The sequence below is a fragment of the Streptococcus tangpeifui genome (assembly GCF_011038795.1).
Taxonomy (GTDB): Bacteria; Bacillota; Bacilli; order Lactobacillales; family Streptococcaceae; genus Streptococcus; species Streptococcus tangpeifui.
Genome location: NZ_JAAKDU010000003.1, coordinates 186,093 through 206,834 on the forward strand (window position 1 = coordinate 186,093; position 20,742 = coordinate 206,834).

The 20,742-nt window shown below is 40.7% G+C and carries 15 protein-coding genes; 14 read left to right on the plus strand and 1 reads right to left on the minus strand.

Translation table 11 applies throughout. The annotated features are described in order from the left end of the window. The 6 genes from G7Y32_RS04085 (at nucleotide 1) to G7Y32_RS04110 (ending at nucleotide 9,137) form a co-directional block, all read left to right on the plus strand. Complete coding sequence (locus G7Y32_RS04085) at nucleotides 1-1,722, plus strand: ABC transporter ATP-binding protein (RefSeq protein ID WP_165210983.1); 1,722 nt, start codon at nucleotides 1-3, stop codon at nucleotides 1,720-1,722. Nucleotides 1,723-1,724: 2 nt separating this feature from the next. Further along, nucleotides 1,725-3,449, plus strand: a complete 1,725-nt coding sequence (locus tag G7Y32_RS04090; protein WP_165210986.1) for an ABC transporter ATP-binding protein — start codon at nucleotides 1,725-1,727, stop codon at nucleotides 3,447-3,449. Nucleotides 3,450-3,462: 13 nt separating this feature from the next. Then, nucleotides 3,463-3,864, plus strand: a complete 402-nt coding sequence (gene gloA2 / locus G7Y32_RS04095) for an SMU1112c/YaeR family gloxylase I-like metalloprotein (protein ID WP_165210989.1) — start codon at nucleotides 3,463-3,465, stop codon at nucleotides 3,862-3,864. 193 nt (nucleotides 3,865-4,057) lie between these two features. Then, nucleotides 4,058-4,894 carry a BglG family transcription antiterminator LicT gene (gene licT, locus G7Y32_RS04100; protein ID WP_165210992.1) on the plus strand — a complete coding sequence of 279 codons (837 nt, stop codon included), beginning with the start codon at nucleotides 4,058-4,060 and terminating at the stop codon, nucleotides 4,892-4,894. Between the two features lie 551 nt (nucleotides 4,895-5,445). Further along, on the plus strand, nucleotides 5,446-7,335 hold the full coding sequence (locus G7Y32_RS04105; RefSeq protein WP_165210995.1) for a beta-glucoside-specific PTS transporter subunit IIABC: 1,890 nt from the start codon (nucleotides 5,446-5,448) through the stop codon (nucleotides 7,333-7,335). 125 nt (nucleotides 7,336-7,460) lie between these two features. Continuing rightward, a complete protein-coding gene (locus G7Y32_RS04110; RefSeq protein WP_165210998.1) occupies nucleotides 7,461-9,137 on the plus strand; it encodes a carboxylesterase family protein in 1,677 nt (558 codons plus the stop codon). 45 nt (nucleotides 9,138-9,182) lie between these two features. Here G7Y32_RS04110 and G7Y32_RS04115 read toward each other — a convergent pair whose 3' ends face one another. Next, nucleotides 9,183-10,103 (minus strand): helix-turn-helix domain-containing protein, encoded by a 921-nt coding sequence (locus G7Y32_RS04115; protein ID WP_165211001.1) that lies wholly within the window; start codon nucleotides 10,101-10,103, stop codon nucleotides 9,183-9,185. A 210-nt stretch (nucleotides 10,104-10,313) separates the two neighbouring features. Here G7Y32_RS04115 and G7Y32_RS04120 point away from each other — a divergent pair, with 210 nt between their 5' ends. From G7Y32_RS04120 to G7Y32_RS04155, 8 genes are all read left to right on the plus strand, one after another. Further along, nucleotides 10,314-11,753, plus strand: a complete 1,440-nt coding sequence (locus G7Y32_RS04120) for a glycoside hydrolase family 1 protein (RefSeq protein ID WP_165211004.1) — start codon at nucleotides 10,314-10,316, stop codon at nucleotides 11,751-11,753. A gap of 175 nt (nucleotides 11,754-11,928) precedes the next feature. After that, nucleotides 11,929-12,378 carry a hypothetical protein gene (locus G7Y32_RS04125; RefSeq protein ID WP_165211007.1) on the plus strand — a complete coding sequence of 150 codons (450 nt, stop codon included), beginning with the start codon at nucleotides 11,929-11,931 and terminating at the stop codon, nucleotides 12,376-12,378. 566 nt (nucleotides 12,379-12,944) lie between these two features. Further along, nucleotides 12,945-14,747 (plus strand): carbohydrate-binding domain-containing protein, encoded by a 1,803-nt coding sequence (locus G7Y32_RS04130; protein ID WP_165211010.1) that lies wholly within the window; start codon nucleotides 12,945-12,947, stop codon nucleotides 14,745-14,747. A gap of 387 nt (nucleotides 14,748-15,134) precedes the next feature. Then, the gene (locus G7Y32_RS04135) at nucleotides 15,135-15,590 is read left to right on the plus strand and encodes a GNAT family N-acetyltransferase (RefSeq protein ID WP_165211013.1); all 456 of its coding nucleotides are present in this window, start codon (nucleotides 15,135-15,137) and stop codon (nucleotides 15,588-15,590) included. Between the two features lie 346 nt (nucleotides 15,591-15,936). After that, a complete protein-coding gene (locus G7Y32_RS04140) occupies nucleotides 15,937-16,623 on the plus strand; it encodes a response regulator transcription factor (RefSeq protein ID WP_165211016.1) in 687 nt (228 codons plus the stop codon). Further along, entirely contained in the window at nucleotides 16,613-17,602 is a 990-nt protein-coding gene (locus tag G7Y32_RS04145; RefSeq protein WP_165211019.1) for a sensor histidine kinase, read from the plus strand. Before G7Y32_RS04140 ends, G7Y32_RS04145 begins: the two co-directional genes overlap by 11 nt. Before the next feature lie 363 nt (nucleotides 17,603-17,965). Continuing rightward, entirely contained in the window at nucleotides 17,966-18,721 is a 756-nt protein-coding gene (locus G7Y32_RS04150; protein WP_165211022.1) for an ABC transporter ATP-binding protein, read from the plus strand. Beyond that, nucleotides 18,702-20,594, plus strand: a complete 1,893-nt coding sequence (locus tag G7Y32_RS04155; RefSeq protein ID WP_346773311.1) for an FtsX-like permease family protein — start codon at nucleotides 18,702-18,704, stop codon at nucleotides 20,592-20,594. The genes G7Y32_RS04150 and G7Y32_RS04155 overlap by 20 nt, the downstream gene beginning before the upstream one ends. The last annotated feature ends 148 nt before the right edge of the window (nucleotides 20,595-20,742 follow it).

Sequence of the window (20,742 nt, forward strand, 5' to 3'; positions counted from 1 at the left end):
ATGAAAGACTTATTGAAATATTTCCGAGGTTACATTAAGGAAACTATCCTCGGTCCCCTTTTTAAACTTTTGGAAGCAAGCTTTGAGTTGCTAGTCCCCATCATCATAGCTAGGATAGTCGACAGGACCATTCCTCATAAAGATACCACTCACCTCTTTATGATGATTGGTCTTTTGGTCTGTCTGGCAGTCTTCGGCGTTTTGGTAGCTATCACTGCTCAGTATTATTCCTCAAAAGCCGCAGTAGGCTATACTAGGCAGTTGACCAAGGATCTCTATAAAAAAATAATGAGGTTGCCAAAGGAAAGCAGGGACCAATTGACAACGTCCAGTTTGGTCACCAGACTATCCAGTGATACTTACCAAATTCAGACAGGCATCAACCAATTTTTGCGCCTCTTTTTGCGGGCACCGATTATTGTTTTTGGGTCAGTTATCATGGCTTTCCTCATCAGTCCTAAAATCACCTTCTGGTTCGTTCTCATGGTTGTTCTCCTGTTTCTCTTGATTTACATCATGTCGCGTCTGGTTAATCCTCTCTATTTGGCAATCAGAAAATTGACTGACAGTCTGGTCAGCCGAACACGTGAACAGCTGGAAGGTATGCAGGTTATCCGTGCTTTCGGCCAGATCAAAAGGGTCAAGCAGGAGTTTGCCAGCCTCAATCAGTCTTATACCAAGGCACAGCTAAAAGCGGGGTTACTTTCTAGTCTGGTTAGCCCCTTGACTTATTGGATTGTCAATGCCACTTTAGTTATCGTTATCTGGCAAGGTAACCTAGCTATTGGTGATAATCTCTTGACTCAAGGGTCATTGATTGCCCTTGTCAACTATCTGTTAAATATTCTGGCTGAGTTGCTCAAATTAGCTATGATGGTAACCAACCTCAATCAGAGTTTCATTAGTGCTGGACGGATTACAGAGGTCTTCGGTCAAGAAGAAGAGAATCTCTATGATAGTATTGAACAACTAAATACTGACAAAGGAGAAATCCTGTCGATCTCTGATATGACATTTACCTACCCAACAGCCGCCCGTCCTTCTTTGACAGAACTTTCCTTAAGTTTGGAGCAAGGCCAAACCTTAGGGGTTATCGGCGGTACTGGATCTGGTAAATCGACCCTTGTCCAGCTTATCATGGGACTTTACCAAGCTCAGAAAGGGCAGCTGAGAATTTTTAATGATGGGCAAAGTCCAGCTAATTTGGCTCAATGGCGCAACTGGGTCGGCTTAGTTCCGCAGAAAGCTGAACTTTTCTTGGGAACTATTCGTTCCAATTTGACCCTTGGTATGGATACTGGTAACGTATCGGATGAACGGCTCTGGTGGGCCTTAGATATCGCTCAAGCCAGTGATTTTGTTAAGGAGAAGGAGGAAGGGCTAGATTCTGAGGTTAAAGAATTCGGCCGTAACTTCTCGGGCGGCCAGCGCCAACGTTTGACCATTGCCCGTGCCCTTCTTAAGCAGTCTCCTATCTTAATCTTGGACGATTCCACTTCGGCTCTCGATTATCTGACCGAAAGTAGACTCCTCAAAGCTATTAAGACTGAACTCAAAACAAGTCTAATAATAATCTCCCAGCGAACCAATAGCCTTAAGTCAGCCGATAAAATTCTCGTTTTAGATAAGGGCAGCCAAGTCGGCTTAGGCAGCCACGAAAGCTTGCTGGCTAACTGTCCGACTTACCAAGCCATTCATTATTCGCAGCACAAGGAGGAGTAAACATGAGACCATCACCCTTAAAACGTTTGGTCCGTGATTTTGCCAAACAAAAAGTTTTGTTAGGGCTAGCTTTGGTGGGAATTTGTCTGCAAGTGGCTTTGACTATTTATCTGCCAATTTTAATTGGGAATGCTGTTGATGCCGTCTTGGTTCCAGATAATCATCTGCTAATTGGGGGAATCATCGCCAAAATGCTGATGGTTATTGCGAGCAACACCTTAATTCAGTACCTCAATCCTCTGATTTACAATAAATTAGTTTTTAGCTTTAGCCAAGATTTGCGGCAAAGGGTTATTGATAAGGTTCATGAACTGCCAATCGCATCTCTAGGACAATCTGTTGGTGATATGGTGAGCCGGGTAACGACCGATGTCGAACAGCTTAACAATGGCCTGCTCATGGTTTTCAATCAGTTCTTCGTTGGGCTTTTGACTATCCTGGTTCTCCTTGTCACCATGGCTAAGATTGATTGGCTCATGATGCTCCTAGTCTTGCTCTTGACCCCCTTATCCCTCTTTTTGGCTCGTTTCATTGCGCGTAAATCATTTAGCCTCTTCCAAAAGCAGACCCAATCTCGCGGTCGGCAAACTCAGCTGATTGAAGAAAGTCTCAATCAGGAAAGCTTAATCCACAGTTTCAATGCCCAGGATGAATTCGTTGAGCGTTTCATTGCTGTAAATGAGACCTATGCAGATTACTCGCAGGGGGCAATTTTCTACTCATCTACGGTTAATCCTGCAACCCGTTTTATCAATGCATTAATCTATGCCCTCTTAGCCGCAGTAGGAGCTATTCGCATTATGAACGGCGCCTTCTCCATCGGCCAACTGACCACCTTCCTCAACTATGTCACCCAGTATACTAAGCCCTTCAATGACATTTCCTCTGTCTTAGCAGAATTACAAGGGGCTCTAGCCTGTGCCCAAAGGCTCTATCAAGTTCTGGATCAAGATAGTCTGGAAGAAACAGGACAAGATATCCTGACCAGCGATCAGGTTCAAGGGCGTTTAACTTTTAAGCATGTTAATTTTGGTTACACCCCTCACAGAACGCTTATAAAGGATCTTAGTATTGACATACCAGCTGCCAGCCGAGTGGCTATTGTTGGTCCAACAGGAGCGGGAAAGTCTACGCTGATTAACCTCCTTATGCGCTTCTACGAGGTCAATTCTGGCCAAATCCTTTTAGATGGTGTCCCGACTAGGTCCTATACTCGTGAGAGTCTGCGCAAGCAAATTGGCATGGTCCTTCAGGACACCTGGCTGCAGGAAGCAACCGTTCACGATAATATAGCTTTTGGCCACCCAAATGCTACCCGAGAATTAGTTGTAGAAGCTGCCAAGGCTGCTAATGCAGACTTCTTCATCAAACAGCTGCCAGCTGGCTATGATACCTACTTGGCCGATGCCGGCGCTTCGCTTTCGCAAGGACAGCGGCAGCTCCTGACTATCGCTCGAATTTTTGTTGCTGTTCCCAAGATTTTGATTTTGGATGAAGCCACCTCCTCCATTGATACCAGAACCGAAAGTCTCATCCAAGATTCCTTTGAAAAACTGATGGAAGGACGAACCAGTTTTATCATTGCCCATCGCCTGTCAACCATCCAAAATGCTGATATCATCCTCGTTATGGTTGATGGCAATATCGTTGAACATGGTAACCATCAAGAACTTATGGAGACTCATGGAGTTTATTACAGGATGCAAACCGCTCAGAGCCAAGCCTAAAAAGGAGATATTTATGAATTTAACAACCATTCACCATGTTGCTATTATCGTTTCTGATTATGAAAAATCTCGAGATTTTTATGTCAATAAACTAGGTTTTGAAGTCATCTGCGAGAATCATCGACCGGAACGGCACGATTATAAGCTGGATCTGCGCTGCGGGAATGCAGAACTAGAGATTTTTGGAAACAAGACTACAGACTCTGCCTATCAGGCCCCGCCCAAGCGCCTATCCTTCCCAGAAGCCTGCGGCCTAAGACATTTGGCTTTTCGGGTAGAAAATATCGGAGCAGTGGTAGCTGAATTAACCAGTCTAGGCATCGAATCCCTCCCTATTCGGACAGATGATTTCACCGGGGAAAAAATGACCTTTTTCTTCGATCCTGATGGCCTTCCCTTAGAACTGCATGAATAATAAATAGCACACGTCATACTAATAATGCAAATCTACCTATCATATACTCCAGACTGTTCTAAGCCGCTCTAAAGAGAAGCGGCTTTTTAGTATGAAACTATCATTAATCTAACCTGAAAATTTTTCCGGCTATTACTAATTTAGTATTTTTCTGTTAAAATAAAATTATCGAATAATTTTTAAGGGGTTTGGCATGAAAATCGAGCGTGTTTATAATAATAATGTCGTTCAGGTCACCGACAAGCAGCACGAAGAAATCATCATGGGAAAAGGGCTGGGTTTTCAAAAGAAACCAGGAGATGAGGTTGATTTAAATAAAATTGAAAAGCGCTTTATCCTGCAGGAAAGCGACCAAGATATGATCGGCGAGTTATCCCGTGTCTATCAAGATTTAACGAGTCAGGAACTCAATCTTGTTTTGACCATTATCGAGCGAGGCCAAGAGGTCTTAAAGCAGACTTTTGAGATTTCCCTGTATATTGCTTTAGCCGATCACTTGCAGTATGCTATTCAAAGAACACGAGACGGAATTAGTTTGCAAAATCCTCTAGCATGGGAAATCCGTAAATTTTACCCGAAAGAATACGAACTAGGTCAAGAAAGCCTTAAATTAATTGAAAGTCATATCGGCTTGAGCATGGAAGCCTCTGAAGCAGCCTCTATCGCCTTACATTTCATCAATGCCCAGAAAGACGGCAGTTTGATTGAGGCTAGCCAGCAAGTCAGCCAAATTGTTATCAACTGCTTGGAAATTGTCCGTCTGCATTTCGGCCATCTAGCAGCAGAGGATTCTGTCAGTTACAACCGTTTTGTCACCCACCTCCAATACTTTGCCCAGCGGGTAGTTTCTGGCAGTGTTCAGGGCAATAATGACGATTTTCTCTATGACCAAGTTAAGGCTAATTATCAAGAGGCTTTTGCCTGCACACAAAAAATTAAGGACTATATCGAAGGCCATTTTGCTTTTCAAATGAGTAAGGATGAGCAGGTCTACCTCACTATTCATATCCAAAGGCAAAATGAGAGTTAACCTTCTCCTCCAAAATTTTGGGGGAGTTTTTAATGACGAAATTTTTAAATTAGCTAAATTATTTCATGAAAGCCCTTGCAAAACCAAAATTATTCTGTTATGATAATAACATCAAAAGGATTGTTACTGGTAAGCAGGCAAAACCTAAATAAATACAAAATGGTTTGCACTAAGAGTGCAGATAGCTGTTTGGTATTTGTTTAGGTTTTTTGTTTGCCACGACCGGCGACTTTCCTAAAAATATTATGCTAGGACTAGCCTTAGCTGGGTTTGATTAGGCAAACGAGCTGTTATAGTTTAGCATCTTGCTTTAATTGAGCTCGCCTACGACTCTTTGAAAAAGGATGAAGCCACCTTGAGTCTTCAATAACTCTTCGTTGTCTTCCCTATTTTCCTTTGAGTCGTGTACGGCTTAGCATCTTATTTTAATTAAGCTCGCCTATGACACTTTGGAAAATGATAACCATTTCCTAGATGCAAGCATCTTTGTCATGGTTCCTATTTTCCCGTGTGTCATTCAAGGCTTAGCATCTTATGAAAGGAGCCTACATATGGCTAAAGATTATACTGAATTAGCTCAGGATATTGTTGATCACGTCGGTGGCAAAGACAATATCGGCAAGCTTGTCCACTGTGTGACGCGTCTGCGTTTCTCACTTAAAGATGAAGGTAAGGCAGACGAGGACTATCTCAAACAGCGTGATGGTATTGTAACCGTTGTTAAAGCCGGCGGTCAATTCCAAGTGGTTATTGGCAACCATGTACCGGATGTTTACGATGCTGTTTTGAAAGTTGCTGGTATTTCCGGCGATGGCGGTATCGATGTTGATGAAGGAGATGTCCCAAAGGGAAATATTCTTGATCGCTTTATCGCCTTGATTTCCGGACTGTTCCAGCCTATGCTTGGTGTGCTTTCGGCTGCTGGTATGCTTAAAGGGATTGTTGCTATTTTAGCAGGAGTGGGGGTTGCCAAAACTGATGGTCTCTATATCATTTTAAATGCAGCTGGTGATGGTTTCTTCCAATTTCTGCCTTTAATCTTGGCTCTAACTGCAGCTAAACGCTTTAAGATGGAGCAATTTACAGCTATTGCCCTTGGCTTTGCTCTGGTTTATCCGGATATCGCGGCAAGTTTTGCCAAGGGAGGCGTGACCTTCTTAGGGATTCCTGTAATCTTCCCAGCTTCCAGTTACTTACAAACGGTCTTGCCGATTATTTTGACGGTCTGGGTAGGATCCAAAGTTGAGTATTTCTTGAAGAAGATTATTCCAGACGTCGTCAAAGTCTTCCTTGTTCCCTTCTTTGTTCTTTTAATAACAGTACCGTTAGCTTACTTGGCCATTGGTCCGGTTATGAATTATGCGAGTGACCTTGTCGGTAGTATCTTTACAGGTATTTATGGCTTTAGTCCAATTGTTTACGGTCTCATCCTTGGTGCCCTTTGGCAAGTACTGGTTATGTTTGGACTCCACTGGGGACTTGTTCCTTTGGCACTCCTTGAAATTCAAACGAAGGGTTCTGGTGTTATCTTGGTAGCAACTGTCGCTATCTGTTTCTCACAAGCTGGTTCTCTTATCAACATTATGATGCGGACCAAGGAAGAAAAAGTACGAGAACTAGCTGTTCCAGCTATGATTTCCGCCTTCTTTGGCGTTACCGAACCCGCTATTTACGGTATTACGCTGCCGATGCGTACACCGTTTATTATGACTTGTATCGCCGGTGCTATCCAAGGGGCTTTCCTTGGTTTGATGGATGTCAAAATGTTTGTCTGGGGAGGACTCGGAATCTTTACCATCCCATCGTTCATTTCAGGTAAAAACTCAATGAACCTAACCTACTATCTCATCGCCTGCGTAGCTTCTCTTATCCTTGGTTTCGTCTTGACACAATTTGTTAAAATCCCTTACCTCTACGGTGGACCAAAAGAAGCAGCAGATACTAAATCTGCTGAAGCCCCTCAAGCTCAGCCGCTTAAAGAACTCAAGCAAGAGATTATCGCATCTCCATTGATTGGTAATGTTGTTAAACTTGAAAACGTCCCAGATCAAGTCTTCGCGTCAGGAGCTATGGGTAAAGGAGTTGCTGTTGATCCAACTGACGGTACCGTTGTCGCACCGGCTAATGGTGAAATTAGTCTTGTGTTCCCAACAGGTCACGCTGTCGGTATGAAGACTGAAAACGGAGCTGAGCTCCTTATCCATATCGGTATGGACACCGTTTCCCTTGCTGGTAAAGGCTTTAAGAGTTTTGTTGAGGCGGGTCAAAAAGTTGAAGCGGGTCAAAAGCTCTTAGAATTTGACTTAGCAACTGTGCGTGATGCTGGCCTGCCAGTTATTTCTCCGGTTATTGTCACTAATTCTGCCGATTTTGATGATGTCCTTGTGACTCAGGAAAACCGCGTTAATGCAGGAGATTATCTCCTAACAGCGGTCAAATAATGATAGATATGATGTTGGGGAGTTCCCCTGGCATCATATTTTTGAAGCAACATGTAAGCGCTGACAAAAGTGAGAGATTCAGGTTTTAAAAGAAATGAGTTGATGAATTAACGGAGGAAACTACTATGAAGAAATATTTTAAATACATTATGATTGGACTGGCTTTAGTAACACTAGCTGCCTGCCAATCGATTAACAGTAGCAAGAATAATTTTGACAATACAGTTGAAAAGACTGTTGCTTCTGGAAAATTAAAGGGGCATAAAGATGCCAAAAACAAGGCCATCGAATGGTTGGGGATTCCTTACGCCAAGGCTCCCGTTAAAAAATTGCGCTGGAAAGCTCCGCAAAAGGTTGAGGATTGGAAGGGAACCAGAGATGCGACCAAGGCCGGTAAACAAAGTATCCAATTTTCAAATGGTCAGGTTACAGGTTCGGAAAATGCCCTAAATTTGGATGTCGTACGGCCAGACAATAATAAGAAGAAGCTTCCAGTCATTGTTTTTCTTCACGGCGGCAATAATCAAACCGGCTCTGCTCAAGAAATAAAAGGAAATAGCTTCGTTAAGGATATTAATGCTGTCTATATCTCTGTCAACTATCGGCTTGGAGTGCTTGGTTTCAATCCTCTTCAAGCTTTAAAAACTGGTAGTGCCCAGGAAAATTCTGGCAACTATAGCTTACTGGATATTGCAGCAGCCTTGGACTGGGTCAAGGAAAATGTTGAAACTTTTGGCGGCGATAAAAACAACATCACTCTGGCGGGCTTTTCTGCTGGTGGCCGCGATGTCATGGCAACTCTTATTTCCCCTCTCTTTAAGGACAAGTATGATAAGGCTATTTCCTTCAGTGGCGGTATGACTTTGGCAGATACTGCTCCAAGTCAAGAAACTTTTGCCAAAGCTCTCGCTCCTTTAGTGGTTGAAGATAAGGTGAAAGCCAGCGTAGAAGAGGCACAGGCCTGGCTTCAGACTGATGGAAAAGATGTCAGAGATTACCTCTATAAAGTTGATGCCAAACGCTTAGCCAAATTGATGGGAAATGCCGGTATTCGAATGTCTGTTTTCCCTCATCTTTATAAGGATGGCACTGTTATCCCTAAGGAAGGATTTGATACTAAAACTTACAATGACGTGCCATTGATGTTGATAACCGGTACAGATGAGTTCTCGATGTTTGCAGCCAATGATCCTTACTTCCAAGAAGATTTTAAGAGTGGGGACCTTTTTAAAAATCCTGAAAAAACAGCCGAATTTACTTATGCTAAAAAGTATGGCGGCCAGCTCTATCGTATGTCCAATACCATTGATAGTACACGACAAATGAAGGGTAAGTATCAGTCAAATATTTATGTCGGTCAGATCTATTATGGTGATAATGCTGAAGTAACACCAGACTTAACTAAGACACTGGGTTCCTTCCATGGTATCTTTGAGCCCATGCTGCAAAGCCCGTCCAATTATAAGGACTACATAGGTGACTACTTCCAAACTCAAGGCGGCAAGGATATGTCTCAAGCTTTCAAGACCTACCTCAAAGCTTTCTTAGCTGATGGAAATCCTAACCAACAAGGACTGGTTTCATGGAAACCATGGACTTCGGATGGAGAAGTTCTTACCATTGATGCAACAAAAGATAAGGATGATATCAAGGCGACAAAAGATACCCAAACTGCCCAAGACGTGCTGAATCAAATGGATGCTGATACTAGTATTTCGCAAGAGTCAAAAGATAATCTTAACCAAAATGTCCTCAATGGTCGCTGGTTCAGTCAACCGATTGATGAGCAATATGGCCAATAAGTCTAGTAAAAAAGCCCAGTAGAATATTAGCTGGGCATCTTACTATCAACTGGGATTGACTAAAACCGTGCCGCTCTTAGCTTGCTTTTCTTTGCGGCGGTATTGGCTGGGAGTTAGCTGATAGTAACGCTTGAACTGGCGGTTGAAATTGGATAGGTTATTAAAGCCGACGTTAGTTGCGATCTCCAAAATTGAAGCACTCGTATTAATCAGCTTTTCACAGGCCTTACTTAGGCGGACTTGTATAATGAATTCCGTGCAGGAGGTTCCAGTCTGTTTCTTAAATACTGTCATAAAATGTGTTTTACTGTACCCCATCTTCTTGGCTAAAACCTCGATAGAGAGGGCTTGATCGTAGTGCTGATTGATATAGTCAATCAGCTGGCGAATTTTCTCATTTTTCCGATAAGCATCATCGGTAGTCTTGCGGATAACACAACGGTAGTAAAAAAGTAAATAGATGAATTCATTGAGCTTAGCTTTGAAAAGGAGTTCAAAATGCCGCCCTTTCTCCTTAAGCAGCTTAAAAATTTCAAAGAGACAATCTTTAATTTCGGTATAACCCACCATGTCGGGTTTGATGACCGGGATAAATTTATAAATGCTATTTTGCAAAGGCTGAAGATAGCGAAGGCTGACTGTATCAAGATAGGAGTGGCCAATTAAATCGAGATGAAACTGCAGCGTATCGCTAATCTGGCGCTCATATCCCTTAGGATGGATGGAGTGCATACCATTAGGACGAATAAGAATAATATCACCAGCCTGACTGTCAAAATAATCGTAGTCAATGTGAAACTGGGCGGTTCCTTCATAGATATAGCTAACTTCCAGCTCAGGATGCCAGTGAAAAAGGACATCAGGACGCCCATCCTTAACCTCAGTATGGTAGAAGTTGTAAGGCAGAGTCTGACGAGTAACATCTAGGTCTTCCCTATAATCTTGTTGTAAATTTTTTTCAACCATGCTTTTCTTATTTCCAGTCTTAGAATAATTTTTTGCTTGAACTGTGCCAAAATCATAAGTCTCTAAACTAAAGCCAAACATTCAAGCACCTCATTAAATCTAGTTTACCATAGATTCATAGGATAGTATCATATTTTCCGATGATAATGCCAGAGATTTCCTAAAAAACCATTTATACTATAATTATCAAGAAAGTAGGAGTGTTAGGATATGACTAAAAACATTTTTCCAAAGAATTTCCTCTGGGGCGGAGCAACCGCTGCCAACCAATTCGAAGGGGCTTATAATGTGGACGGCAAAGGATTGTCCGTTCAAGATGTCACCCCTCAAGGTGGGATTCCTGCGAAAGACGGTGATCTCAATCCTTTGATTACGGATCAACCGACCGAAAATAATCTTAAACTGGAAGGCATCGATTTTTATCATCGTTATAAGGAAGATATTGCTCTCTTTGCTGAGATGGGCTTCAAGGTTTTCCGTCTGTCCATCGCTTGGAGTAGGATTTTCCCAAATGGTGATGAAACGGAACCCAACGAAGCTGGCTTGCAATTTTACGATGATGTTTTTGATGAGTTGGCTAAGTATGGCATTGAACCTCTAGTGACCCTTTCTCACTATGAAACCCCTCTGCACTTGGCGCGCCAGTATAATGGCTGGGCAAACCGTGATTTGATCGGCTTCTACGAACGTTATGTCCGTACAGTCTTTACCCGCTATAAGGATAAAGTAAAATATTGGCTGACCTTCAATGAAGTCAACTCTGTTCTCCACGCGCCATTTATGTCAGGCGGTATTGCCACACCGGTTGAAGAGCTCAGTAAACAGGATCTCTATCAAGCTGTCCACCATGAATTGGTGGCATCAGCCCTAGCTACCAAAGTAGGGCATGACATTAATCCAGACTTCAAGATTGGCTGTATGGTACTGGCTATGCCAGCCTATCCTATGACATCAAATCCTTTGGATCAGTTGGCTGTGCGTGATTTTGAAAATCAAAATTATCTCTTTTCAGATATTCATGCGCGTGGAAAATATCCAAACTATATCAAACGCTATTTTGAAGAAAATGGTATTGAGATCCAATTTGCACCAGAAGACGAGGAAATTCTCAAAAATACTGTTGATTTTATTTCCTTCTCTTATTACATGAGTGTCGCTCAAGCGCATGACCCTGAAAACTATAACTCAGGTCGCGGCAATATTATGGGAGGCATCAACAATCCTTATCTTGAGGCGTCTGAATGGGGCTGGCAAATCGACCCAGTTGGTCTCCGACTCGTTCTTAACAATTTCTACGATCGCTATCAATTGCCGCTCTTCATCGTTGAAAACGGTCTGGGCGCCAAAGATGTCTTGGTAGATGGCCCTAACGGCCCAACTGTTGAAGATGACTACCGCATTGACTACCTGCAAAAGCATTTAGTCCAAGTCGGTGAAGCCTTGAAAGATGGTGTAGAGCTTCTTGGCTACACGACATGGGGACCAATTGACCTAGTTTCAGCTTCCACAGCCCAACTCAGCAAACGCTACGGCTTTATCTATGTGGACCGCAACGACGATGGCAGCGGCACCCTAGCGCGTTACAAGAAAAAATCCTTCAATTGGTATAAGGAAGTTATTGCCAGCAATGGAGAGGTGCTCTTTAATTAAAGCAGGGAAAAGCAGTATGGCAGGATAAGGCCTGCTGCTTTTTTTGGAAAGAAAGGTATTATGAGTATTCGACTAATTGCGGCAGTATATCTGTTTTTTAGTATTCTTGTGTCAACATTAAGTTTGAAGAGACGTGATATAATCTAAGCTATTTTAGCGATTGGAATTTAAAATTATGACGATTATTTTTAAAAGAGTACTATTCCAAGTCCTTATTTTTATAATAGCTAGCTATCTAGCTATTTTTATAAGACCAGAGTTTATTCTTCTTTGGAACATACTTTTTGCAGTTAATTGGGTCGAAAAGGATTTCAACATAAAAGTTAGGGGATGGAAGAAATCTATAAAATTGGGAGTTTTACTAACTTTGATTAGTAATTCACTCGCCATTCCTTTGTATCTGCTATCCATTAGCAGAGGGCATTACTGCTTAAAAATTAACTTTTTATATACAAATACCGTATTAATCTGGATTTCAGCACTGCTATCAGTAGCCTTTTTAGCGAATTATCTAGTGTTATCAAAATATTTTAAAGGAGAGAAATTATTTTACATTTGGTCTCTCATAAATTCTGGGATATGCCTACTGATTTTTATAATTTTAGGAAATCCTGTAGAATTTTGATCTAGATTGGATTGGTCAGCGAGAGAGTTTTGCGATCAAGTGAGGACATATCGCTCTTTATGATAGAGATTTAGAAAGAGCAAGAAAATTTTTAAAACTTACTTACCGCCAAGGGGTATGAGTACCGATACTGGAACAGACCTTTCATCCTATTTTTAACCTTGCAAGGAGAAAAATATAGGAATTATAAACTGCAGGGAAATTATCTAGTTGACTGATGTTATAAGAAGAATTGAGGTCTCATAGCAGGGGATTTCAGTTCTTTTTAGTTAGTCTGGCTTTCTTGTTGTTTGGATAGTTGAGTCCGTGCGCCATTCCATTAATCATTATCTTATTCACTGCAAGATTGCCTCTTAGATTAACTAATAGTGAGTTTCCCCGCCCATCCGAGTTTTTCTGGACTTGGCGGTCTTAATTTCGTTAGATTTAATAGCTGAGATTACTTTAAATATTTGTTAAGTTTACGATTTGTTGCTACAATGGACACTGCCTACAGTGACAGTCTTGACATTGTAGCATTTAGACGACGTTCAACTTTTCAATATTTAGGAGGTTTATGAATCAGTATGAACAAAAAATATTTATTTAACCGTCAGAATTTTGCAAACGCTAAGGGGCACGGGATTAAACGCCGTTCCTCTAAAGGTCTCTTAGCAGGGATTATCTTGGCAGGAACGCTGGTCATATTGGGAGCTGGGCAGACTGTCTCAGCCGATGATCATGCCACTGCACCAGAAGATAAGGTCACAGAAACAGCTACTCCAGATGGTCTTTCACAAACGGTAGAGAATCAACAAACAGCAGCTGCAGACCGTGCTTCTTCTGGTGATTCTGGCCAAACAGAAGAGCAGCCAGTCAATGAAACAAAGGACCAGACCGAAAAACAAGAAGCCCTGCTTAATGGTAAACAAACCGTGTCCGATGAAGATGAGCCAGAAGATGACGAATCAGAAGAAGATGAAGAAGAAAGTGATGAAAGCTTTAAGACAGAGTCATCTGAAACTGCTGTGGCCTACGATCAGGAGGACGACGATGACGATGAGGATAAATCAACTATTATCTTCAGCGATGCTGGAGCACAGTCTTCATCATCACGTGTCACTATTGATGGCCAAAATGTCACCATTTCGACTGCCGGTACCTATACCTTAACAGGTTCTGCCAATGGCTACCATATTGCTGTTGCCGACGGTGTAAAGGGTAAGGTTAAGCTGAAACTTAAAGCTGTCAATCTAACGGATTCCAGTATTTCATCTGTAAAAGATTTGAGCATTAAGGTTTCCTCAGACAGTTCTTTATCATCATCTAAAGCTACGATTGAAGCAGGTGGAGCACTCTTTATCACTGGTAAGAAAAAAAGTACCCTGACGCTGACTAGTACAGGTTCGCATGCGATCAAGGCGAAGAGCCTAAAAGCTGAGGACATTAATCTGAACCTTCATTCAGCAACTAAAGATGGGATTAATGCCCAAACAGAGGTAAGTATCAAAAATTCCAACCTTACCATTACCGCTGGTGATGATGGAATCCAAGTCAGCGATAGTACTGATGTCAATGCCGGTGATCTCAAAATCAAAGATTCAACCATAAATATCACAGCCGCAAGTAAAGGCATTACAGTAAACGACGAGGTAACCGTTAAAGGCTCTACGACCATAATCATCAAGTCTGATTCCGAAGGGATTGAAGGCCGCCATGTTGAGCTGAAAAAAGGAACTGTCACCATTGATTCCGGTGATGATGTGATTAATGCTACTGAGTGGACTGCCAAAGACGATGCCGACCTCTCTCAGTTGACCAACAGCCCAGCTGATATTAAAAACAGCGTTGCTATCATTCTCTCTGATGCCGATGTTAATGGTATTGGCTATGATGATGGTATCGACTCCAATGGTAATTTAACTGTTACTGGCGGTAATCTTAAGATTCAGTCTAAGACCGATTACAGCTCAGCCATTGACTACGATGGTATCGGTCTGGCTTCTGGCGGCACTATCTGGGGAATTGGACACATGGGATTTGCCCAAGGCTTCTCAACAGGAACCAAGCAGGCCTATATTATTGGTATTGCCTCAGGATTAGCCGGTGATACCATTACCGTTACAGATGAAAACGGCGAAGTGGTGGCCGAAACCAAGGCTGAGGTTGATTTTGATAATGTTGTCTACTCGAGTAAAGACCTCAAGGAAGGAAAGACTTACACCATTACAACAGCTGATGGTCATCCGGCAAAGGTAAGGGCAACCAAAGAAACAACTCCTCATCCAGAAATTCGCCGTGATATTCCTAAAGATACGATTCCTCTCTTACCCAACGGCCATCATCCGGCCTTCCCTGGAAGCGGAACACCGCCAGAGGATAATCATTAATGTTTTTATACGGGAATCAAAAACACTGGTATTTTATAATATCAGTCAACTAAGGTACTAAAGTAAAAGAAACTATTCCAAAGTGTTGATTTTTCGACATAAAATGGAATAGTTTTTTAGCTTGGGCTATTTTTGAGCGCACTAAAGAAAGGTTTTTATCCTTCAATTATGGTACCCTATAAGTAAAACTAACCGTTTTTTGGACCTTTTATTTTTCTCGAAAATGTTCGAGCGCATCGGCTAATGGATAAATTGTTTTCAGTTGCAGGGAAGGTAAAGCAGAGCTGAACAGAGATGCTGTGAGTAAAAGATTGTAACAGTTTGTGTGAGAGCGCTACAGAGTGGGGATAACAGCACAAATATTTTGAACTTATGTGGGGGTGTGAGATGACTATCAGATTTGAAGAAGGGATAAATAAAGACCATGCTTTGCTGTTATGTGAGTGGTCTAATAAAGAGGGAAAGGACTTCCAAGAGCAATGGATGGGACCGCAGATTTCTTATCCATTGAATGATGACAAGATAAAAGAATTAGCAAATATATTTTCAATCTTCAATGATGATGAATTTATAGGTGTGATACAAAAAGTGGAGGTTAAGAGCAATAATATACACATAGGGAGATTCGTATTAGACCCCCAAAAAACAGGAATGGGGCTTGGAAAAGAAGCACTGAACGGATTTGTAAATTTAATTTTTGAGGATGACCATATAAAAAGCATCACCTTAACTGTTTTTGATTTCAATCAAAATGCCAAGAAGCTTTATGATAAACTTGGATTCAGAATCGATGAAGTATTCGAAACGCCAAAGCTCAAATATATTATGAGAAGATACAGATAAATCCAGTTATATCGTAAGGTGGTAGGGTGCATCAGCAAATAAGGCTAAAGAATATATAGCTACTCAATAAGTCTCCACACAAAAAACGACTGTCTTCTCAGACATACCAAAGTATTGATCAAAGATCAGTAGTCAGCTGATGGGGGAGGAGGTATGGACCTAGCCCCCGCGATTGGTTTCCCTAGTAGAGCGATTTCATTTGGGTTAAATTATTGTATAATAGATTTGTTTGGGAACCGAAACTGGTAGATTAAACTCATGAAAACCGCATACGAAAAGCCCTAAAACATTTAAAATGGTTAAGCTAACAACATGTGGGTATAACTAATGATTTAAGGAGAGCTATATGGTGTTTAAAATAGGAATGATCGAAGATGATTCAGATTTGGCAACAAGTATCAAAGAACACCTGATTAGGTATGATTTTGAAGTATCTATTTGTAAAGACTTTAAGCATGTTGATCAATTTATTAAGGAATATGTCCCGCATCTGGTTTTGCTGGACATTAACATTCCTTATTACGATGGCTTTTATTGGTGTAATGAGATTAGAAAAATAACCAAAGCTCCTATCATTTTTATGTCCGCAAGATCAGAAGATACTGACCAAGTCAGAGCTATTATGAGCGGAGGGGATGATTATCTAATCAAGCCTTTTTCACATGACCTACTGCTCGCCAAGGTCAACTCACAGCTACGACGGACCTATGGTGAATATGCTCATAATGAGACTGAAGTAATCTGCGGGGATTGCACCTTTAACAAACTCAGATTTACCTTGATGTGCCAAGAACATCAAGTGGATTTATCTAAAAATGAAGCTACTTTAATAGAGCTTTTGTTTGACAGTTATCCAAACGTGATTAGCCGTGAAAAGTTGCTATCTGGCATCTGGGATAACGAGCTTTTCGTAGAAGAAAATACGCTAAATGTAACGATTAGCAGGGTTAGAAAAAAGTTGGCTGACTTAAACTCGCAATTAAAAGTCACAACCGTGAGAGGCATGGGCTATAAGGTGGAATATGAAGCGTAAAAGTGTCCTAAAATTATTCATTGCAGACTGTGCTCCTTTATTTTTCATGAGTTTTTTAACTCAAGTTGTTTTCTTTGGACTGTTGTTTTATCTTAAAGGAATCTGGCTTGAAGAGATTTTCTATTTCAGCTTTTTAGTCTTTGTGATCTTACTCATTTTATTTATCATTAGATTTTATAAAAGAGGGCGGGTATATGAAAAATTATTACTGAAAAGCGATAGTTTAAGTGACTATTTAATTCAAAAGCCTAGAAGCTCATTTGAAGAAAGTTTTAATTTGATGGTAGATAACTTGATTATGAACAATAATCTAAGGGAAATAGAGCAGAAGCAAGATAAAAAGTTACAAAAGGTAATGATCTACCGATTTGTACACCAAATAAAAACTCCGCTGTCGGTATTAAGACTGACTAGTGAAAATCTGCATGATACAGTGCATTATCAAAAAATACGCAGAAACATCAGTACGATTGAGTATGACTTAAATCAGATGTTAGACATCTATCGGCTAGATGACTTTAAGAATGATTTTGTCTCCGAAAAGGTATTCTTAAAAGAACTCTGCCGGGATACGATCAATGGATTGAAAGATTATTTTATCGCATCGCAGATTTATCCTAAACTAGACATTGATGATACTATTTATGTTTATTCCGATTCCAAATGGCTGAAATTGGTTATCCACCAACTTCTGACAAATGCCATAAAGTACAGTCATAAAGGGCAAACAGTGACAATTAGAGCAAAAAGAGAAGAAGATAAGGTTCTCTTGTCCATTATGGATGATGGCACAGGAATAGAAAGGGCTGACTTAAAAAATATTTTTGACTTATTTTACGTAGGAAAAAATGGAAGAAATACAGCTGATTCCAGTGGCATTGGTCTCTATATTGTCAAAAGAGTTGTCGAGCATTTGGGACATGATGTAGAGGTAGATTCCAAAGTAGATGAAGGAACCACAATAACAGTGAGATTTTAGGGATCCTATCCGATAACGTGACAAAACTGTAAGGTTCTGTCATGTTACCGGATTTTTGTTTGGGTTCATACTTGGTAAACTATACTTGTAAAAGATGAATAAGAGTGTGACAGGAATCAATAATTCAAAGAATTTGATTTCGTTGTCTCACCTCCGCACAGTTGATTAGGTTGGCTGCTATCACTTGCGTGGTAGTTAAACAGTCCAGTGGACTGTTTAAGGGGGCGCCTGAAAATAGGAGTGCGCCCCGAGATAAGGACCACCAGTCAACCACTGCGCCTTGCATCTAAAATTGCCAAAATAAATAAGGCCGAGAACTTTTGTCTCAACCTCGTTTAAAATCATTTTGAAAGGAAGCACAACATGATACTAACAGTTTCAAATTTAGAAAAAACATACAAGGGAAAGGTCTCTTTCAAAGCCTTAAACGACATCAATATGGAGGTGGCAGAAGGAGAGTTTATCGCCATCATGGGTCCCAGCGGAAGCGGGAAAAGTACCTTTTTAAATGCCATATCAACCATTGATAAACCCACGGGAGGTTCTGTTTTCATTGCTGGACGCAATCCTTATGACATGAATGATGAACAGCTATCAACTTTCAGAAGAAAAGAGTTGGGTTTTGTTTTTCAGCAGTTTAACCTTATCAACACTTTGACAGTGGGAGAAAATATTATTCTGCCACTGACCTTGGATAATGTGCCCTTGGATAGCATGAGTACAAAGCTTAAACACATCAGCGAATTTTTAGGCATTTCCCATTTGCTCAATAAAAGGACTTATGAAATTTCAGGAGGACAGGCGCAGCGGGTTGCTATCGCCAGAGCAGTCATAAACAATCCATCAATTTTACTGGCAGATGAACCTACCGGAAATTTAGATTCGAAATCAGCACGAGATGTGATGAAGCTTTTTAAAAAGTTAAATGAGTCCATGAAGGTAACGATTATCATGGTAACTCATGACCCCAATATTGCAGCTTACTGTGATAAGACTTATATCATAAAAGATGGCAATATTTATATGGAAATCATTAACAGAAATAACGATGACATCTATAGAAAAGAAATTTTGAATACGATGAGCCTGCTTGGAGGTGATGACAGTGACGCTATTTGATTTTGCACTAAATAATATAAAAAGGGACTTTAGAACCTATTTATACCATTTCCTAAGTTGTACTTTTTCTGTCTTTATCTTCTTTCTCTTCACAACCTTGGCCCAGCATCCAGCCTTAGCCATTGTGGATTCAAGGGGTACGATTGGGCTCGTCTTATTTCTAACGCGTATCGTCTCCGTAGCTTTTGCCTTTGTTCTGATTCTGTATTCAGTAGGCAATTTTTTGAAAATCCGAAGCAAGCAATTTGCCATCTTAAATATTATCGGAACCAGCAAGAAACAATTTAGTAAGCTGATTTTCCTTGAAAATATGATCCTGTCAACGTCAGCCATGTTTTCAGGGATTGTCATGGGAATTATTTTTTCTAAGCTCTTCTTGATGCTAGCGCAACAAATGATAGGCAGATTAGACCTTCACTTTTATTTTCCACTGGTGGCAGTCTTACTAACCTTAGTGCTCATGGGAAGCTTATTCTTAGTTATAGCCCTGCTTGCTCCAGTCATTCTGAGAAAGAAAAAAATCATCGATCTTCTAAAAAAAGAAGAAGTGACGGAAAAAAATCATTTTATCCTGTCCTTGCTAGCCGTTATATTAGTTGTTCCTCTAACGGTATACTTGCATTTAATCTCTGGTGACACACCGTCAATTTTTATCTATGTATTAGATTTATTATCTTATATGAGTAGCACCTACTTTATCTGCTATCTTATCTTTACCGTCTATGCCTCTGTCATGAAAAAGAGCGGACGGCTGTACAACAAGCAGAACTTGGTGATGGTGAGTGATTTTAAATACAAAATCAATACGAATATCAAAACGATGACCGGCGTTATGATTTTATTTAGTATCGTCTTAACTTCTCTCGTTTATATCGTTGGAGCGCCTAGAAATATTGCGCAGGACACAAAAAAAGTAGTCCCGTACTCTTATATGTACGCTAATTGGGAAAATCAAGCAGAGGGCGCTAAAAAGGCAGATACCCTTTCTAAAAAATTAGCAGAAACGGATGATTTTAAGCAGCTGACTATTGACTATGCCCAGCTAAAAAGTAATCTTAGAACAACCAGACATATTATCTTATCGAATACTATGTACAATGACATCGCTAACTTTTTGCATAGAGAGAAGCTTAACCTTACAGACGACAGCTATTTTCTGGTCGGAGTTGATGGTAAAGCAGAGCCAGTTTTAACAGATAATGTTAAAGAAAAATTATCAAGCTATCACATCACAAAGAAAAGTGGCTTAGATAAGAGAGTGATTGCCTTATCAGGCTATTTTACAAGTGTTACCGTTATCTCCGATAAAAAATACGAAGAGCTGTCCCAGAAATTAAACAAAGACACCATCTATGCCTTTGACCAAGTCCACTATCAAGAGGATAAGGCAGGAAAAATGGCAGAGCTGGAGAAAGCGATCGGATTTAAAAAAGGAAAAGAGACCTTGATATCGTATTATATGTATTATGACAATGAAAGTTTAACCAGAAAGTTAGTCTCTTATGTCGGCAGTATTTTATGCGTCTCCTTTTTAATCGGAATGGCCAGCATTATCTACTCAAGACTCTATTCTGCTCTAGAGGAAGAAAGTAAGAAGTACAGCATCATGATGAAGATTGGCCTAAGCCAATCACGTTTAAAAGCTGTTACAGCAAGTACGCTTAGGTGGCTGTTTCTAGCGCCATTTGCAATCGCCCTCGGAATATCTTGGCTCTTTGTTATCATTATCAATCGGGTCACCCTAACGTCTTATACTGAACTGTCTCTTATCTGCTATGGTGTGTGTACCATCATAGAAATTATCTTATATCTTATCGTCAAGAACAAATACCAAAAGCAACTATTTAATAGTATCTATGAGATAAAAGGTTAGTTTGTAAAACTTATCAAGAGGCTGGGACAAAAGTCCTGCCTCATTTAATTTATTTAAGATATAGCAGTTTGCCGCAGTGGTTGATTGGAGGTCCTTATCTTGGGTCGCATTCTCATTTTCAGGCGACCCCTTAAACAGTCCACTGGAC

Bases quoted from the DNA above. Each gene is read 5' to 3' on its own strand.
- G7Y32_RS04085 (WP_165210983.1), top strand. From the start codon at position 1: ATGAAAGACTTATTGAAATATTTCCGAGGTTACATTAAGGAAACTATC.
- G7Y32_RS04090 (WP_165210986.1), top strand. From the start codon at position 1,725: ATGAGACCATCACCCTTAAAACGTTTGGTCCGTGATTTTGCCAAACAA.
- gloA2 (WP_165210989.1), top strand. From the start codon at position 3,463: ATGAATTTAACAACCATTCACCATGTTGCTATTATCGTTTCTGATTAT.
- licT (WP_165210992.1), top strand. From the start codon at position 4,058: ATGAAAATCGAGCGTGTTTATAATAATAATGTCGTTCAGGTCACCGAC.
- G7Y32_RS04105 (WP_165210995.1), top strand. From the start codon at position 5,446: ATGGCTAAAGATTATACTGAATTAGCTCAGGATATTGTTGATCACGTC.
- G7Y32_RS04110 (WP_165210998.1), top strand. From the start codon at position 7,461: ATGAAGAAATATTTTAAATACATTATGATTGGACTGGCTTTAGTAACA.
- G7Y32_RS04115 (WP_165211001.1), bottom strand. From the start codon at position 10,103: ATGGTTGAAAAAAATTTACAACAAGATTATAGGGAAGACCTAGATGTT.
- G7Y32_RS04120 (WP_165211004.1), top strand. From the start codon at position 10,314: ATGACTAAAAACATTTTTCCAAAGAATTTCCTCTGGGGCGGAGCAACC.
- G7Y32_RS04125 (WP_165211007.1), top strand. From the start codon at position 11,929: ATGACGATTATTTTTAAAAGAGTACTATTCCAAGTCCTTATTTTTATA.
- G7Y32_RS04130 (WP_165211010.1), top strand. From the start codon at position 12,945: ATGAACAAAAAATATTTATTTAACCGTCAGAATTTTGCAAACGCTAAG.
- G7Y32_RS04135 (WP_165211013.1), top strand. From the start codon at position 15,135: ATGACTATCAGATTTGAAGAAGGGATAAATAAAGACCATGCTTTGCTG.
- G7Y32_RS04140 (WP_165211016.1), top strand. From the start codon at position 15,937: ATGGTGTTTAAAATAGGAATGATCGAAGATGATTCAGATTTGGCAACA.
- G7Y32_RS04145 (WP_165211019.1), top strand. From the start codon at position 16,613: ATGAAGCGTAAAAGTGTCCTAAAATTATTCATTGCAGACTGTGCTCCT.
- G7Y32_RS04150 (WP_165211022.1), top strand. From the start codon at position 17,966: ATGATACTAACAGTTTCAAATTTAGAAAAAACATACAAGGGAAAGGTC.
- G7Y32_RS04155 (WP_346773311.1), top strand. From the start codon at position 18,702: ATGACAGTGACGCTATTTGATTTTGCACTAAATAATATAAAAAGGGAC.